Annotated in this window: 15 protein-coding genes; 1 reads left to right on the forward strand and 14 read right to left on the reverse strand. The window is 72.5% G+C overall.

The window, feature by feature from the left end; translation table 11 throughout:
* Position 1: 1 nt before the first annotated feature.
* From ACZ43H_RS17510 to dacB, 11 genes are all read right to left on the reverse strand, one after another.
* Entirely contained in the window at positions 2-490 is a 489-nt protein-coding gene (locus ACZ43H_RS17510; protein ID WP_464585010.1) for a DUF3180 domain-containing protein, read from the reverse strand.
* Entirely contained in the window at positions 487-1,056 is a 570-nt protein-coding gene (gene folK, locus ACZ43H_RS17515; protein WP_464585012.1) for a 2-amino-4-hydroxy-6-hydroxymethyldihydropteridine diphosphokinase, read from the reverse strand. The genes ACZ43H_RS17510 and folK overlap by 4 nt, the downstream gene beginning before the upstream one ends.
* Positions 1,053-1,424, reverse strand: coding sequence for a dihydroneopterin aldolase (folB, locus tag ACZ43H_RS17520; RefSeq protein ID WP_379177213.1), 372 nt, complete (start codon positions 1,422-1,424; stop codon positions 1,053-1,055). The genes folK and folB overlap by 4 nt, the downstream gene beginning before the upstream one ends.
* Positions 1,421-2,302: a dihydropteroate synthase gene (gene folP / locus ACZ43H_RS17525; protein ID WP_464585014.1), complete on the reverse strand. Its 882-nt coding sequence runs from the start codon at positions 2,300-2,302 to the stop codon at positions 1,421-1,423. The genes folB and folP overlap by 4 nt, the downstream gene beginning before the upstream one ends.
* Entirely contained in the window at positions 2,302-2,916 is a 615-nt protein-coding gene (gene folE, locus ACZ43H_RS17530) for a GTP cyclohydrolase I FolE (protein WP_464585015.1), read from the reverse strand. Before folE ends, folP begins: the two co-directional genes overlap by 1 nt.
* Positions 2,913-4,967, reverse strand: coding sequence for an ATP-dependent zinc metalloprotease FtsH (gene ftsH / locus ACZ43H_RS17535; protein WP_464585017.1), 2,055 nt, complete (start codon positions 4,965-4,967; stop codon positions 2,913-2,915). The genes folE and ftsH overlap by 4 nt, the downstream gene beginning before the upstream one ends.
* 139 nt (positions 4,968-5,106) lie before the next feature.
* Complete coding sequence (gene hpt, locus ACZ43H_RS17540; protein ID WP_464585018.1) at positions 5,107-5,658, reverse strand: hypoxanthine phosphoribosyltransferase; 552 nt, start codon at positions 5,656-5,658, stop codon at positions 5,107-5,109.
* 58 nt (positions 5,659-5,716) lie between these two features.
* Positions 5,717-6,454, reverse strand: coding sequence for an Ig-like domain repeat protein (locus tag ACZ43H_RS17545; protein WP_464585020.1), 738 nt, complete (start codon positions 6,452-6,454; stop codon positions 5,717-5,719).
* Between the two features lie 82 nt (positions 6,455-6,536).
* Positions 6,537-7,520: a tRNA lysidine(34) synthetase TilS gene (gene tilS, locus ACZ43H_RS17550; protein ID WP_464585021.1), complete on the reverse strand. Its 984-nt coding sequence runs from the start codon at positions 7,518-7,520 to the stop codon at positions 6,537-6,539.
* Positions 7,521-7,536: 16 nt separating this feature from the next.
* The gene (locus ACZ43H_RS17555) at positions 7,537-8,568 is read right to left on the reverse strand and encodes a zinc-dependent metalloprotease (RefSeq protein WP_464585023.1); all 1,032 of its coding nucleotides are present in this window, start codon (positions 8,566-8,568) and stop codon (positions 7,537-7,539) included.
* 50 nt (positions 8,569-8,618) lie between these two features.
* Positions 8,619-10,010 (reverse strand): D-alanyl-D-alanine carboxypeptidase/D-alanyl-D-alanine endopeptidase, encoded by a 1,392-nt coding sequence (gene dacB / locus ACZ43H_RS17560; protein WP_464585025.1) that lies wholly within the window; start codon positions 10,008-10,010, stop codon positions 8,619-8,621.
* 159 nt (positions 10,011-10,169) lie between these two features.
* Between dacB and ACZ43H_RS17565 the strand changes: the two genes are divergently transcribed.
* Positions 10,170-10,682: an inorganic diphosphatase gene (locus tag ACZ43H_RS17565; protein WP_445322247.1), complete on the forward strand. Its 513-nt coding sequence runs from the start codon at positions 10,170-10,172 to the stop codon at positions 10,680-10,682.
* Between the two features lie 77 nt (positions 10,683-10,759).
* Here ACZ43H_RS17565 and ACZ43H_RS17570 read toward each other — a convergent pair whose 3' ends face one another.
* The 3 genes from ACZ43H_RS17570 to ACZ43H_RS17580 all read right to left on the reverse strand — a co-directional run bounded on the left by ACZ43H_RS17570 (position 10,760) and on the right by ACZ43H_RS17580 (position 14,814).
* Positions 10,760-11,431, reverse strand: coding sequence for a class I SAM-dependent methyltransferase (locus ACZ43H_RS17570; RefSeq protein ID WP_464585027.1), 672 nt, complete (start codon positions 11,429-11,431; stop codon positions 10,760-10,762).
* A gap of 3 nt (positions 11,432-11,434) precedes the next feature.
* Entirely contained in the window at positions 11,435-13,426 is a 1,992-nt protein-coding gene (locus ACZ43H_RS17575) for an acyl-CoA dehydrogenase family protein (protein WP_464585029.1), read from the reverse strand.
* 89 nt (positions 13,427-13,515) lie between these two features.
* The gene (locus ACZ43H_RS17580; RefSeq protein WP_464585031.1) at positions 13,516-14,814 is read right to left on the reverse strand and encodes a C40 family peptidase; all 1,299 of its coding nucleotides are present in this window, start codon (positions 14,812-14,814) and stop codon (positions 13,516-13,518) included.
* Between the last annotated feature and the right edge of the window lie 79 nt (positions 14,815-14,893).

Raw genomic sequence — 14,893 nt, forward strand, 5'->3', positions numbered from 1 at the left:
GTTATGTCGTGTCGTCGTCGGAACGGACGCGACACGCTCGCTCGAGCAGCACCGCCATGATGGTGATCGCCACACCGGCCACGGCGGCGGCCGCCGAGCGCCAGGCCCGCTGGGACGCCAGCTCGGCCGGGTCGCCCAGCCAGCTGACCGCGTAGCCGGCGTACCCACCGGCGACGAGCGCGCCGACGTAGGCGCAGGAGCGCGCGAGCAGCAACCGGTTGACGGCGCGGTGCGGCTCGAGGCGCTCGCGGCGCACGTGCACGGTGCGCCAGGTGGTCCACGCGGTGGCCCCGACGATGGCGGCGCCCAGGAAGAGGGCGAGGGGCTGGGTCCAGGTCACGACCGGGGCGCTGCCCCGCATCCGCTCGGTGAGCGGGTGCAGCAGCCAGCCGCCGACCAGGCCGATCACGGCCCAGGCGGTCAGGGCGCCCGCGGACGTGGGTCGCAGGTGCCCGCCCGACGGCTCCTCGCCGGACGGGTCGTGGGTCACTGGATCTCGAGCGTCAGGTCGTCCCGACGCGAGATCCCGGAACGGTCGGCCTTCTCCAGCAGCTCGGCGATCGGGCCGAGGTCGGGGAACTCCGCCTCCGGCTCGAGGTCGTGCCACGGCTGCAGGACGAAGGCCCGCTCGGCGGCGCGCGGGTGCGGGAGGCGCAGGAAGTCCTCGTCGCTGCGCCGGTCGCCGACGACGATCAGGTCGACGTCGAGGGTGCGGGGGGCGTTGCGCACCTCGGTGCGCTCGCGCTCGAAGGCGTCCTCGATGGCCAGCGCGCGGTCCATCAGCCGGGTCGCGGCGAGCGTGGTGTCGATCAGGACCACGGCGTTGAGGTAGGTCTTGGCGTCCACGGGGCTGTCCACGGGCTCGGTCTCGTAGACCGGCGAGACGCCGGTGACCCACACGTCGGGGGTGTCCGCGATCGCGTTGACCGCACCCTGGAGGCTCGCCATCCGCTCGCCGAGGTTCGACCCCAGCGCCAACACCGCGCGGCGGATCGGCCGCATCTCGCCGGTCAGCGTGTCGGCGTCGATGATGTTCGGATTGGGGGTCTCAGTCACTTCTCGCCCTCACGTGTTCGGGTGATCGTCAAGGCGACGTCTGCGAACGTCGCGTCGATGGGTGCGTCCGGCTTGTGGACCGTGACCCGGGCCCATTCAACACGGACGTCCAAGAGGCAGACGTCCGCGATGCGCTGGACCAGGGTCTCGATCAGGTCGACCGGATCCTTCTCAACGGCGGCTTGCACCGAGGCCACGAGACTTCCGTAGTCGACGGTGTCACGCAAGTCGTCGGACCGGGCCGCGGGAGCGGTGTCCAGGCCCAGCACGAGGTCGACCACGAAGGTCTGGCCCTCGCGGCGCTCGAAGTCGAAGACGCCGTGGTGCCCGTAGCACTCGATGCCCAGCACGGCGAGCTCGTCGGTCACTCTGTCTCCTTCTCGTCTGGCGCTCCGGTCTCGGCCGCCAGCCGGCCGACGACCGCCACGGCGTCGCGGCTGGCGCGGACGTCGTGGACCCGGATCCCCCAGACCGCGTGTTGCGCGAGGTGCACCGACACCGCGGTGTTGGCGTCCTCGCGCTGGTCCACGGGGCGGGCCGTGCCGTCGGCGTCGGCGAGCAGCGACCCCAGGAAGGACTTGCGGCTCGCGCCCACCAGGACGGGGTGTCCCAGGCCGAGCAGCGCGTCGATGCCGGCCAGCAGCTGCCAGTTGTGGGCGGGCGTCTTCGCGAAGCCGAGGCCCGGGTCGAGCACGATGCGGTCGGCCGCGATGCCGGCCGCGAGCATCGCGTCCACCCGCCGGCCCAGCTCCTCGCACACCGCCTCGACGACACCGCCGGGGGCGTCGTACGTCGCGAAGTCGCGCATGTGGTCGCTGTGGGCACGCCAGTGCATGGCGACGTACGGCGCACCGGCCGCCGCCACCACGTCGAGCATCCGCGGGTCGGCCAGGCCTCCGGACACGTCGTTGACCAGGGTCGCGCCCGCCTCCAGGGCCGCCTCGGCGACCTCGGCGCGCATCGTGTCGACCGACACCACGGCCCCGGCGCCGGCGAGCGCGCTGATCACCGGGACGACCCGGCCCAGCTCCTCCTCGACCAGCGGACGGGTCGCACCCGGGCGGGTCGACTCCCCGCCGATGTCGAGGATGTCGGCGCCGTCGAGCAGCAGCTCGTGGCCGTGCGCGATCGCTGCCTCCGGCTCGACCCAGCGGCCGCCGTCGGAGAAGGAGTCGGGGGTGACGTTGACGACCCCCATCAACCGGGGCCGGCCCAGCGGGGCGAACAGCGAGCCCGGCGCGACCATCAGTGTCCGCGGTTGATGAGCGACATCGCCTCGGAGCGGGTGGCGGCGTTGTGCATCATGCCGCGCACCGCGGAGGTGATGGTGCGGGCGCCGGCCTTGCGGACGCCACGCATGGTCATGCAGAGGTGCTCGGCCTCGATCACGACGATGACGCCGCGGGCCTCGAGGATCTCCATCAGCGCGTCGGCCACCTGGGTGGTCAGGCGCTCCTGGACCTGCGGGCGCTTGGCGAACACGTCGACCAGCCGGGCCAGCTTGGACAGCCCGGTGATCTTGCCGCTGTCGGCCGGGATGTAGCCCACGTGGGCGACGCCGGTGAACGGCACCAGGTGGTGCTCGCACATCGACCACAGCTCGATGTCGCGGACCAGCACCATCTCGTCGTGTCCGAGGTCGAAGGTGGTGGTCAGCACCTCCTCGGGCGTCTGGCGCAGCCCGATCGTCAGCTCAGCGTACGCCCGTGCCACCCGGCCGGGGGTCTCCCGCAGCCCCTCGCGCTCGGGGTCCTCGCCGATCGCGATGAGCAGCTCGCGCACCGCCGCCTCGGCCCGCGGGGCGTCGAAGGCGGGCACGTCCTCGGGGTCGCGCGGCACCAGGCCGATCGGGTCGGTCATCGCGTCGGCAGGTCCGGACCGGACTGGCCGGGGCCACCGGCCCCGGGGTCGCCGTGCACGTCGCCGCCGGCGCCGGGAGGCGTGATGATCGCGCCGGCCTCCTGCGGGGCGGAGCCGTTGACCGAGGCCCGGTCGCGGATCTCCTGCGGGATCTCGACCGGCGGCAGGGCCGACGGGCTGCGGTCCGGCGAGCCGGTCCACGCGGGGCGGGCCTCACGACGCCGCAGCGGCTCGAAGACGCGCGCGACCTGCTCCTTGTCGAGCGTCTCCTTGTCGAGCAGCTCGAGGACCAGGTGGTCGAGGACGTCGCGGTTCTCCTCGAGGATGTCGAACGCCTCCTGGTGGGCGGTCGCCAAGAGCTTCTTGGTCTCCTCGTCGACCTTGGCGGCGACGTCCTCGGAGTAGTTGCGCTGGTGGCCGAGGTCGCGGCCCAGGAAGGGCTCGGAGTTGGACTCCCCGAGCTTGATCGCCCCGAGCCGCTCGGTCATGCCGTACTGCGTCACCATGGCCCGCGCCAGGTTGGTCGCCTTCTCGATGTCGTTGCCGGCGCCGGTGGTCGGGTCGTGGAAGACCATCTCCTCGGCCGCCCGGCCGCCCAGCATGTAGGCGAGCTTGTCGAGCATCTCCGAGCGGGTCTGGGAGTACTTGTCCTCATCGGGCAGCACCATCGTGTAGCCGAGCGCGCGGCCGCGGGGCAGGATCGTGATCTTGTGGACCGGGTCGGTGCCGGGGAGCGCCGCGGCCACCAGGGCGTGGCCGCCCTCGTGGTAGGCCGTGATCAGCTTCTCCTTCTCGCTCATCAGTCGCGAGCTGCGCTGCGGGCCGGCGATGACGCGGTCGATCGCCTCGTCGAGCGCCCGGTTGCCGATCAGCTTCTGGTTCTGCCGGGCGGTGAGCAGGGCCGCCTCGTTGAGGACGTTGGCCAGGTCGGCACCGGTGAAGCCGGGGGTACGGCGGGCGATCGACATCAGGTCGATGTCGGGGGCCATCGGCTTCCCGCGCGAGTGGACCTTGAGGATCATGTGGCGGCCGGCCAGGTCGGGGGCGTCGACGCCGATCTGACGGTCGAAGCGTCCCGGGCGCAGCAGCGCGGGGTCGAGCACGTCGGGCCGGTTGGTGGCGGCGATCAGGATCACGCCGCCGCGGACGTCGAAGCCGTCCATCTCGACCAGCAGCTGGTTGAGGGTCTGCTCGCGCTCGTCGTGGCCGCCGCCCATGCCGGCGCCGCGGTGGCGGCCGACGGCGTCGATCTCGTCGATGAAGACGATCGCGGGGGCGTTCTCCTTGGCCTGCTCGAACAGGTCGCGCACGCGGGAGGCACCCACACCGACGAACATCTCGACGAAGTCGGAGCCGGAGATGGAGTAGAAGGGGACGCCCGCCTCGCCCGCGACGGCGCGGGCCAGCAGCGTCTTGCCGGTGCCGGGCGGGCCGTAGAGCAGCACGCCCTTGGGGATCTTGGCGCCGACGGCCTGGAACTTGGCGGGCTCCTGGAGGAACTCCTTGATCTCGCCGAGCTCCTCGATGGCCTCGTCGCAGCCGGCGACGTCGGTGAACGTCGTCTTCGGCATGTCCTTGGAGATCAGCTTCGCCTTGGACTTGCCGAACTGCATCACGCCGCGGCCGCCGCCGCCCTGCATGTTGTTCAGCAGCCACAGGAAGACCAGGAAGATGACCACGAACGGCAGCACCGAGAACAGGAAGGAGCCGATCAGGCTGGGCTTGGCGATCTTCGAGTTGGACTTCTCGATGGTGCCCTTGGCGACCTGCTTGTCGACCTCGTTGATGATGCCCTGCTGCTGGCCGGCCACCCAGTAGGCGCTGACCTTGTCCCCGTCGTCGCGAACGCCGCTGTCGAGCGTCGCCTGGATCTGCTGGTCACCCCCGACGAAGGTGATCTCCTTGACCTCGCCCTTGTTGATGTAGGACTCGAGCTGGGAGGTCTCGATCTCGTCGTACCCCCCGTTGGGGGCGAGGTACTGCAGGGCGAGGAGGACGCCGACGACGGCGACGACGATCCACAGCCACGGACCCTTGACTATGCGCTTCACAGGCTTCTCTCGACACGGCTCTGCCGTCCGACCGGACTCATGGGCGGACGATCAACTGAACTGACGACGGTACACAACCTCGACAACGCACATTCTCGCAGGCGAGTGCCCGGGCGTGGGCACAGTCACAGGGAACGGCTCAGGAGTAGACGTGCGGGGCGAGGGTGCCGATGTCGCGGAGGTTGCGGTACTTCTCCCGGTAGTCGAGCCCGTAGCCGACCACGAACTCGTTCGGGATGTCCCATCCGACGTACCTGACCTCGACCGGCATCTGCAGCGCCTCCGGCTTGCGCAGCAGGGTGCAGATCTCGACGCTCGCCGGGTTGCGCGAGCCCAGGTTGGAGGTCAGCCACGAGAGCGTGAGCCCGGTGTCGATGATCTCGTCGACGATCACGACGTGCCGCCCGGAGATGTCGGTGTCGAGGTCCTTGAGGATCCGGACCACACCGCTGGACTTGGTGCCGGAGCCGTACGACGACACCGCCATCCAGTCCATCTCGACGTGCCGGCTGAAGCTGCGGGCGAGGTCGGCCATCACCATCACGGCGCCCCGCAGGATGCCGACGATGAGGAGGTCCTTGCCCGCGTAGTCGGCCTCGATCTCGCGGGCCAGCTCGGCGAGCCGCTCCTGGATCTGGGCCTCGGTGAACAGCACGTTGACGAGGTCGTCTTCGACGTGGGACGCGTCCATGGGTCAGAGACTAGAGGCAGCCCCGCCCGGGTCGGCGCGCGGGCGGGGCTGTCGCCGGTCAGCGGTGACGCCGGGGCTTCTTGACGGTCAGGGTCACTGCCTTCGAGGAGGACGCCTTGAGCGTCTTCGAGCCCAGGAACCAGGCCTTGAGGGCGTAGCTGCCGGGGTCGAGCTTCTTCAGGCTGACCGTGACCTTGCCCTTGTCGCGGGCGGTCAGGTCGTCGCTGCCGAGCACCTTGCGGCCGAGCCGGACCTCCACGGCGCCGGTGGGCCGGCTGCTGCCGCTGGTCGCGACGGTGACGACGACCTTCCCCTTGGTGTCCGAGGTGATCTGCGCGGTCGGGAGCTGCGCCTTCGTGGACGTCGTCGCCTGGGCCTTCTTCAGCTCGATCTCGCCCAGGGCGACCTTCTGGCGGAGCCGGGTGATCTCGACCGGCCCGTAGGTGCGCTTCTGGTAGCCCGCCTTCGAGATCGTCAGCGTGTAGACGCCCTTCCTGCCGACCTCGAGGTAGAAGTAGCCGTTCTGCGGGCCGTCCTCACGGTTGCTGGCGTAGGTCAGTGCGGTGGCGGCGACGCTGCCGTCCTTGCGGACCGCCTCCACCGCGACGTTGTTGAGGTAGCGGCCCTGCTGGTCGACCACGAGCCCCTGGACCAGCGGCGGCTGGGCCGCCGCGAGCACGGACCCGGACACGTGGAAGGCGGGGTTGGCCACGGTGGGCGAGCTCATCGTGGAGACGGCTCCGCCCGCGGCCAGGGCCGCCAGCAGGAGACCGACGACGGGGCGGGTGCGGATCATGGGGGTCCTCCGGGGGGTGAGAGAGCCTCACGATCATGAGGCTGCGGCTCGGTCGCCGGAGGCGTTTCGCGGAATTCTTTGCTCAGCGAGCTTCGCGGGCGAGAAACCAGAGCCGGCCGTGCTCGCGCCGGCACCGCAGGTGCCCGGGAAGGTCGATCCACTTCTGCCCGTGCCAGTCGGTGAGCAGCCCGTCCAGCGCGACCACGTGCTCGTGGAACAGCTCGGCGGCCGGCGCGCCCGCGGCGAGGGACGCCAGCCGCAGCACCCGTCGGCGTACGGCGGGGGCCAGCCCGGTCAGACCGTCGACGGGGAGCGAGCCGTCCTCGCCCCGGAGCCGGCCCCACCGGTCGTCGGCGAGGTCGTCGAGGAAGTCCATGTCCTCGCGGAGCTGGTCGGCCGTGCGCGCCAGGGTCCCGGCCACTCCCGGCCCGAGCTCCTGCTCCAGCACCGGGAGCACCCTGCGCCGCACGCGCACCCGGGTGAAGCCCGGGTCCGCGTTGTGCGGGTCCTCCCAGTAGTCGATCCCCTCGACCTGGCAGGCGGTCACCGTCTCGTCGCGGGACAGGTCCAGCAACGGCCGGCGGTAGCGGTCGAAGGACCGGCGCATGCCGGCGAGCGACCGCCCGCCCGAACCCCGGGCGAGGCCGAGCAGCACGGTCTCGGCCTGGTCGTCGCGGGTGTGCCCCAGCAGCACCGCCGCGGCCCCGACGTGCTCGCCGACCTGCTCGAGCACGGCGTACCGCGCCCGGCGCGCCGCGGCCTCGGGCCCCAGTCCCCCGCCGTCGACCTGGACGCTGGCGCTGAGCGTCTCGTCGGCCCCCAGCCCGGCCATCTGCTCGACGACGTGGGCCGCCCGCTCCGCCGAACCCGGCTGCAGCCCGTGGTCGACGGTCGCGCCGACCACGCGCCACCCGGCCTTCCCGCCCTCGAAGACCGTGGCCGCCAGCAGGGCCAGGGAGTCGGCCCCACCCGAGCAGGCCACGACGACGGTGCTGCCGGGCTCGAGGTCGGCGAGGCCACGGCGTACGCCGCGCCGCACCGCCGCGACGGCCGGGTGCAGGCTCATCGGCGACTCGGTCGGATCAGAGGACCCGGGACACCCAGGCCCCGGGGTCGCCGATCTCGGCCTTGCTGGGGAGGTTCTCGGGGCGCTCCCAGACGGCGTTGAAGTCCGCCATCCCGACCTTGTCGACGACGCCCCGCACGAACGCTGCGCCGTTGCGGTACTGGGCCATCTTGGCGTCGAGACCGAGGAGTCGGCGCAGGACGCGGTCCAGGGTGCCGACGCCCTTGCGGCGCTGGTCGAAGGCGCGCCGGATCTGGGCGACGCTGGGGATCACCGACGGGCCCACGCCGTCCATGACCACGTCGGCGTGCCCCTCCAGCAGGGACATGACGCCGGTGACCCGGTCCACGATCTCCTTCTGCTCAGGCGTGCCGATGGCGTCGATCAGGCTGCCGCCGCCGCTCTTCACCGCCTCCACGACCCGGCTGAGGCCGTCGTCGAGGAGCCGGCTGGGCTCGAGAGTCTCGGCGATGCGCTGCATCTCGGCGAACAGGTGCTCGCGCATCCACGGCACCGCCGTGAACTGCACCCGGTGGGTCTCCTCGTGGAGGCAGACCCACAGGCGGAAGTCGTCCGGCCGGGCACCGAGCTCGCGCTCGACGTGCACGATGTTCGGCGCGACCAGGAGCAGACGCCCGGCGTCGCCGAAGAACGGGTCGAACTGGCCCAGCACCTTGCCGGCGAGGAAGCCGAGCAGCGCACCCACCTCGGCGCCGGTGACCCGCGACCCGATGGCCAGCGCGAGCCCGGTCGGGGGCGCCTTCTTCGCGGTCAGCTGCTCGACCACGGGGCCCAGGATGGTGGCGAAGCTGTCGGCGTTCGCCTGGATCCAGCCCGGCCGGTCCACGACCACAACGGGCGCGGTGCGCTCCGCGGCGACCAGGCCGGTGAATTCGCGCACCAGGCCGGTGGAACGGTCGGCCCCGGCGCGCAGCTCGGCCACGGCGGCGGCTGCCTCCGCGCGGGTGACCCGCGGGCCCTCGCCGGCGAGGCGCGAGCCCAGGGAGACCGCGAGGTCCCAGTCGACCATGGCCGGGTTGTCAGTCATGGACCGACCGTACCCGCGCCGGGCAATCCCGCACCGGCGGGCGAGCGGACCTAGCGGGCACAGTGGCAGGCGCCGAGGTCGGCGGCCAGGCGGTCCAGCGCAGCCCGGGCGTCGAGGGTGTCCTCGACGGCCACCTTGTCGGCCATGAGCACGAACACCATCGGTTCGCCGTCGAGGTCGGTGGCCAGGCCGGCGAGGGCACTCACCCCGGTGAGCGTGCCGGTCTTGGCCCGCACCCGCCCCCGACCGGCGGGCGTGGCGTCCACGAACCGGGACGCCAGCGATCCCGAGAAGCCCGCGACCGGGAGCCCGGTGACCACGGAGCGCAGCTCGGGGTGCTCTTGCGACGCCGCCAGGGCCAGCACGGCCGCCAGCGTGTCCGGGTCGAGGCGGTCCTCGCGGGAGAGCCCGCTGCCGTCGTGGATCTCGGCGCCCGCCAGCGGCACGCCGAGCGAGTCGAGCACCTTGGTCACGCCGGCCGCACCGTCCGCGAACGAGCCGGCGCCACCCGTGGCGATCCCGACGTGGTGGCCCAGGACCTCGGCGCCCTCGTTGTCGCTGACGGTGAGCACCTCCTCGACGATCTCCGACAGGGGTGCGCTCTCGACACTGGCCAGCGGGGCGGCCTCGGCCTCGGCCCGGCCCTCCCGCACCGGTCCCCTGACGGCGATGCCGGCGCGGCGGAGCGCGGCTGCGAACGCCTCGCCGGCGACCGCCGGCGGGTCGGAGACCCGGCCGACACCGCTGGCCGTCCGCCCCTCGTCCACCCACAACGAGGTGATCGGCGCGACCACACCGTCCGGGACGTAGTCGTCGGGCCAGTGCGGGTCGATGCGCGGGCCGCTGAACAGGGACGCGTCGTAGGTCACCCGGACCCGACTGGTGCCCTGCTGGCGCAGCGCGCGGGCCGTGGCCCGGGCCAGCGTGACCACGTCGGCGCGGTGGGGGTACGCCGCGTCGCTCACCGGTCGGCTGGCCAGGTAGGGGTCCCCGCCGCCCACGAGGACGACCCGGTCACCCGGGCCGGGCACCACCTGCGTGGTGAACGTGTGGCCGGGCCCGAGGGTGGCGAGCGCGGCGGTGGTGGTCAGCAGCTTCATCGTCGACGCCGGCATGGCCACGCCGGAGCCCCGCGAGAAGGCCGGGTCCGCACCGTCCAGCCCGGTGACGGTCGCGAGCACGTGCTTGCCGAGGTCGCGGTCGGAGAGCGCGCGGGCGAGGGTGCGGCGCAGCGTTCCGGCGTCGAGGGGGGTCGCGTCGTCGATCGGCGCGGCCACCGGCGACAGCGCGGCCGGCGCCGGGAGCGTCAGGCCCTCCGGCGGCGGCACCGCGGCCGGACCGGCCGGCGCGGGCGGTTCCGTGCCCAGCCAGCGGCCGCCGAGGTCGTAGCGCCAGGACGCCGCGGCACCCGCCAGCAGCACCAGCACGAGCACCACCGGCACCCAGAGCAGGAGACGGGTGCCCGAACGCCGAACGTGGCGTGTGTCACGTCCGGTCACCGTTTCCCCTCTCCGACTGCGCGTTTGTGCACATTGTGCGGGAGACTGTCAGCCGGCCCGCGCCAGGGGCCCACACCGACAACCGGTCCGCCCCGCGGGCCGATGACGATCGCGGAGGATGACGTGCTGGAGTTCGACGTACTCGTGGAGATCCCCAAGGGTTCGCGCAACAAGTACGAGGTCGACCACGAGACGGGGCGCATCCGCCTCGACCGCATGCTCTTCACGTCGACGGCGTACCCCGAGGACTACGGCTACATCGAGAACACCCTCGGCCAGGACGGCGACCCGCTGGACGCGCTGGTGATCCTCCAGGCGCCCACGTTCCCGGGCTGCCTGATCAAGTGCCGGGCCATCGGCATGTTCCGGATGACCGACGAGGCCGGCGGCGACGACAAGGTGCTGTGCGTCCCCACGCACGACCCGCGCCTGGAGCACCTGCGCGACATCAACCACGTCTCGAAGTTCGACCGCCTCGAGATCCAGCACTTCTTCGAGGTCTACAAGGACCTCGAGCCCGGCAAGTCCGTCGAGGGTGCCGAGTGGGTCGGCCGCACCGAGGCCGAGGCCGAGGTGGAGGCGTCCTTCGAGCGCGCTCGCAAGGCCGGCCACTGAGCCACCGCTGAGCATCGGCACGTGCCCCTCGACCGCGGTCGGGGGGCATGTCGCATCTCCGGGGTCGATCTCCGGGGTCAGCCGTCGGTGGCCCGGACGCCCCTGAAGTAGCCGATCGCCCCGCTCGTCTCCAGGGAGATCCCCACCATGTCGTGGGCGCCCAGCCAGCTCACCACCTGCTCGGACGTGCAGCCGGGCCCCAGCAGGCCCGCCGCCCGTCCGGCCGCGCGGACCGGTGCGTAGCGCGCTCCGGCGTCGTTCATCAGGGCGCTCCCGGTGAGCACTCCCCCGGGCCGCAGCACGCGCACCATCTCCACGACGGCGCGGGCCGGGTCGGGGAAGCAGTGCAGGCCGGTGAACGACACGACCAGGTCGAAGTGGCCGTCGGGGAACGGCAGCTCCTCGACGTCGGCGAGCCGGGTGACGACCTGGTCCTCGACCCCCCGGCGGCGAGCAGCCGCGGTGGTGCGGTCCAGCATCCGCTGCGCGATGTCGGCGGCGACGTACTCCACCCCCTGGCCGCGGCGCAGCCCGCGCAGTGCGACACCGCCACCGCACGGCACGTCCAGCACCCGCGCCCCCGCGGGCAGCTCACCGATCTCGGCGGCCGCCCGGTAGAGGCGGTTCAGGTCGCTGCCGATTCCCACGCGCCACAGCAGCCCGCCGCGCAGCGGGTGCTCGACCGTCCAGTCGTAGACGCCCGCCCAGAGCGGGTCCTCGCTCCAGCCGCCCAGCCCGGGGATCCGCACCGCTCAGCCGACCAGGTCCGGTGACCGGAGCATCTCGGCCGGCACGTCGAAGGCGTCGACGAGGTCCCCGGCGAGCGGGCGGATCTTGCGGCACAGGCTGCCGATCTCGCGGCTGATCGCCTTGGAGCGTACGACGGTGAGCCGGCCGTGCTCCATGAACCAGGCGCGGTCCGCCTCGATCGTGGACAGCGCGTGCAGGTCGCACAGGAGGTTGAGGGTGACCTTGAGGTCGCCGTCGGGGAGTGCGCGCACCTTGGCCACGAACGCCTCGAGCACCAGCCGCTCGACGTGGGCCCGCGCGGCGGCGATCACGTGGTCCTGCACGCGGGAGAAGACAGCGCCCGGGTTCATGCCCTGGTCGATGCCGCGCTTGAGCCGTCGCGCGACGCCGGCCAGCATGTGCTCCTCGCGGAAGCGGAGCATCGCGAGCTGGTAGTCGGGGTCGAGCAGGCCCGCCTCCTGGTCCCACTGGTCGCCGCCGGGCAGCACGTCCTTGATGCGCTCGAGGAGCTTGTGGACGTTGGTCTTCTCGATCACGGTGTCGACCGCGACCCCGGCGACGAAGCGCACCATCCCGAACTGGTCGAGGTCCTCGAACTCGCTGGCGTAGTCGGTGAGCAGTCCCTTGGCGACCAGCTGCAGCAGCACGTGGTTGTCGCCCTCGAAGGTCGTGAACACGTCGGTGTCGGCCTTCAGCGCCGCGAACCGGTTCACCGACAGGTAGCCGGCGCCACCGCAGGCCTCGCGGCACTCCTGGATGGTGCGGGTGGCGTGCCAGGTGCCGAGCGCCTTGGTGCCGGCGGCGCGGGACTCCAGCTCGCGCCGCATGTGCTCGTCGTCGCTGATCCCGGAGAAGACGTCGTGCAGCTGGGCTGCGACGACCTCCTGGGCGAAGTGCAGCGCGTAGGTGCGGGCCAGCAGGGGGAGGAGCCGGCGCTGGTGCAGGCCGTAGTCGAGGAGCAGCTCCTCCTGCTCGTCGCTGCTGGCCTCGAACTGCCGGCGGCGCAGGGCGTACTTCGTCGCGATCGTGAGCGCCACCTTGGCCGCGTTGATGCCGGCCCCGCCGACGCACACGCGACCCTGGACCAGGGTGCCGAGCATGGTGAAGAAGCGCCGGTTGGGGTTCTCGATCGCGCTCTCGTAGACCCCGTCGGCAGTGACGTCGGCGAACCGGTTGAGCAGCGCGGTCCGGGGCACCCGGACACCGTCGAACCACAGCCGGCCGTTGTCCACGCCGTTGAGGCCCATCTTGGCGCCGTCGTCCTCGATCCGCACGCCTGCGCACGGCTTCCCGTGCTCACGGATGGGGACCACGAACGCGTGCACGCCCTCGGACACCCGGTCGTTCTCCGGGCCCACCTCGAGCTGGGCGAAGACCACGGCGACCTCGGCGTGCCGGGCGGCGTTGCCGATGTAGTCCTTGCGGGCGGCGTCACCGTTCGTGGTGATCACGAACTCCTCGGTCTCGACGTCGTAGGTCGCGACGGTGCCGAGCGCCTGCACGTTCGAGCCGTGACCGGACTCCGTCATCGCGAAGCAGCCCATCAGCTTCCCGGTGATCAGGTCCGGGAGGTACGCCTCGTGGTGGGCCCGGGTGCCCAGCTGGAGGATCGCGCCGCCGAACAGCCCGAACTGCACGCCCACCTTGACCAGCACCGAGAGGTCACCGTAGGCGAGGGTCTCGAAGGCGGCCACGGAGGCGCCGATGTCCCCGCCGCCGCCGTACTCCTCCGGGAAGCCCATCCCGGTCTGCCCGGTCGAGGCCATCTCGACGACGACCTCCCTGACCCGCTCGCGGAAGTCGTCGCGCGGCAGGGTCTCGGCGTCCTCGAGGATCGAGGCGTACGCCGCGAGGTTGGTGCGCACGAGCGACCGGACCTCGGCGTACCTGCCGTCGAGCAGTGCCGCCAGGGCGGGGACGTCGACCTCGGGCTGGACGTAGCGGGACGCTGCGGTCCCCTCCGGGACGGCCGGAGGGGCGGTGTCGGTGGCCATGAGCGTCAACGTACCCACGAGTACGTCGTCCACACAGGTGGTCTGGAGGCGCGGCGCGGCCGCGGCGGACCGTGGCCCTCGACGTGCCCCTAGGGGCGGGCGAAGAAGTTCGGGGGCGTCCAGTAGTACATCGACGCGACCTGCACGGGCTCGCCCGTCCGGGGTGCGTGGATGATCTGGCCGCCGCCGATGTACATCGCGACGTGGAAGATCGACGACGGGTCGCTGGAGGAGCCCCAGAACACGAGGTCACCCGGCTGCAGGTTCGAGGAGGAGACGGGGGTCGACGCGTCGTACTGCGCCACCGAGTAGTGCGGCAGCGAGAGCCCGCCGGCGCGCCAGGCGCCCATGGTCAGGCCCGAGCAGTCCCACGCGTCCGGTCCGGCGGCACCCCACTGGTAGGGCTCGCCGAGCTGGGCGCGGGCGAAGGCGATGGCGGCCTGGGCGCCCGAGGCGGGGGCCGGCGGCGCGGGAGGCGCGGGAGGTGCGGGGGGTGCGGGGGGCGTGCTGGGCCCGGGGTCCGGGGTCGAGCCGCCGTTCCCGGAGCCACCGCCGGAGGGGTTCTGCTGGTCGTGCTGCTGAGCCTGCTGCTGGGCCTGCTGCTCCTGGAGCTCCTGCTGGTGCTGCGCGGCCTCGGCCGCCGCGGCGGCGGCTGCGGCCTCGAGCGCGGCCTGGCGCTTCTCGGCCAGCCGGAAGCTGGTGTGCTGGAGGTCGGCGAGCTGGGCGATCAGCCGGGTCTTCTCGTCGGCGATCGACTGGGCCTGGGCGGCGGTGTCGTCTGCCGCGGCCTGGGCCGCGTCGCGGGCGGTGCGGGCCTTCTCCTCGGCCGCGGCCGCGGTGGCGCGGGCGTCCTCGGCCTGCTGGGTGGCCACGTCCGCGAGGGTGGCCGCGGCGCGGAACTCGTCGTAGTGGTCGTCGAGGGCGGCCTCGGCGTTCTGCAGCGTGGTGGCCCGGTCGACGACGGTCTCGATGCCGTCCGAGTCGGCGATCGCGGAGAGGGCGGTCAGGCCCGGCGACATCTCGTAGGAGCTGACGACGGCGTCGCCGTACACCCCACGCTGGCGCTCCACGTCGGCCGCCGCGATCCGGGAGCGCTCCAGGGCGCTGCGCGCCTGGGCCCGGGCCTGCTGCAGCTGCCAGCGCGCTCCGTTGTAGGCCTCGGCCGCCTTCGCGGCCGCCTCCGCCGAGGACTGCAGCCGCTGGTTGGCCAGGACCAGCTGGGCGCGGACGGACTCCACGTCGGCGGCCTTGTCCTGCACCGCCTCCTGGGCCTGGCGGACGTCCTGGCGCGACGGGGTCGAGTCGTCGGCCGCGACGGCGACACCGGTGACGGTCCCGCCGACCACGAAGGTCAGGGCGATCGCGGTGGCGATCCTCAGTGCACGCACGTCTGGGCCTCTCATGACTCCGGTTGCTGGGCCTGGGGTGACTTCCTCTTCACCCCAGGCACTCGGAGCACGCTAGTGC

The sequence above is a fragment of the Nocardioides sp. DN36 genome, from assembly GCF_055380375.1.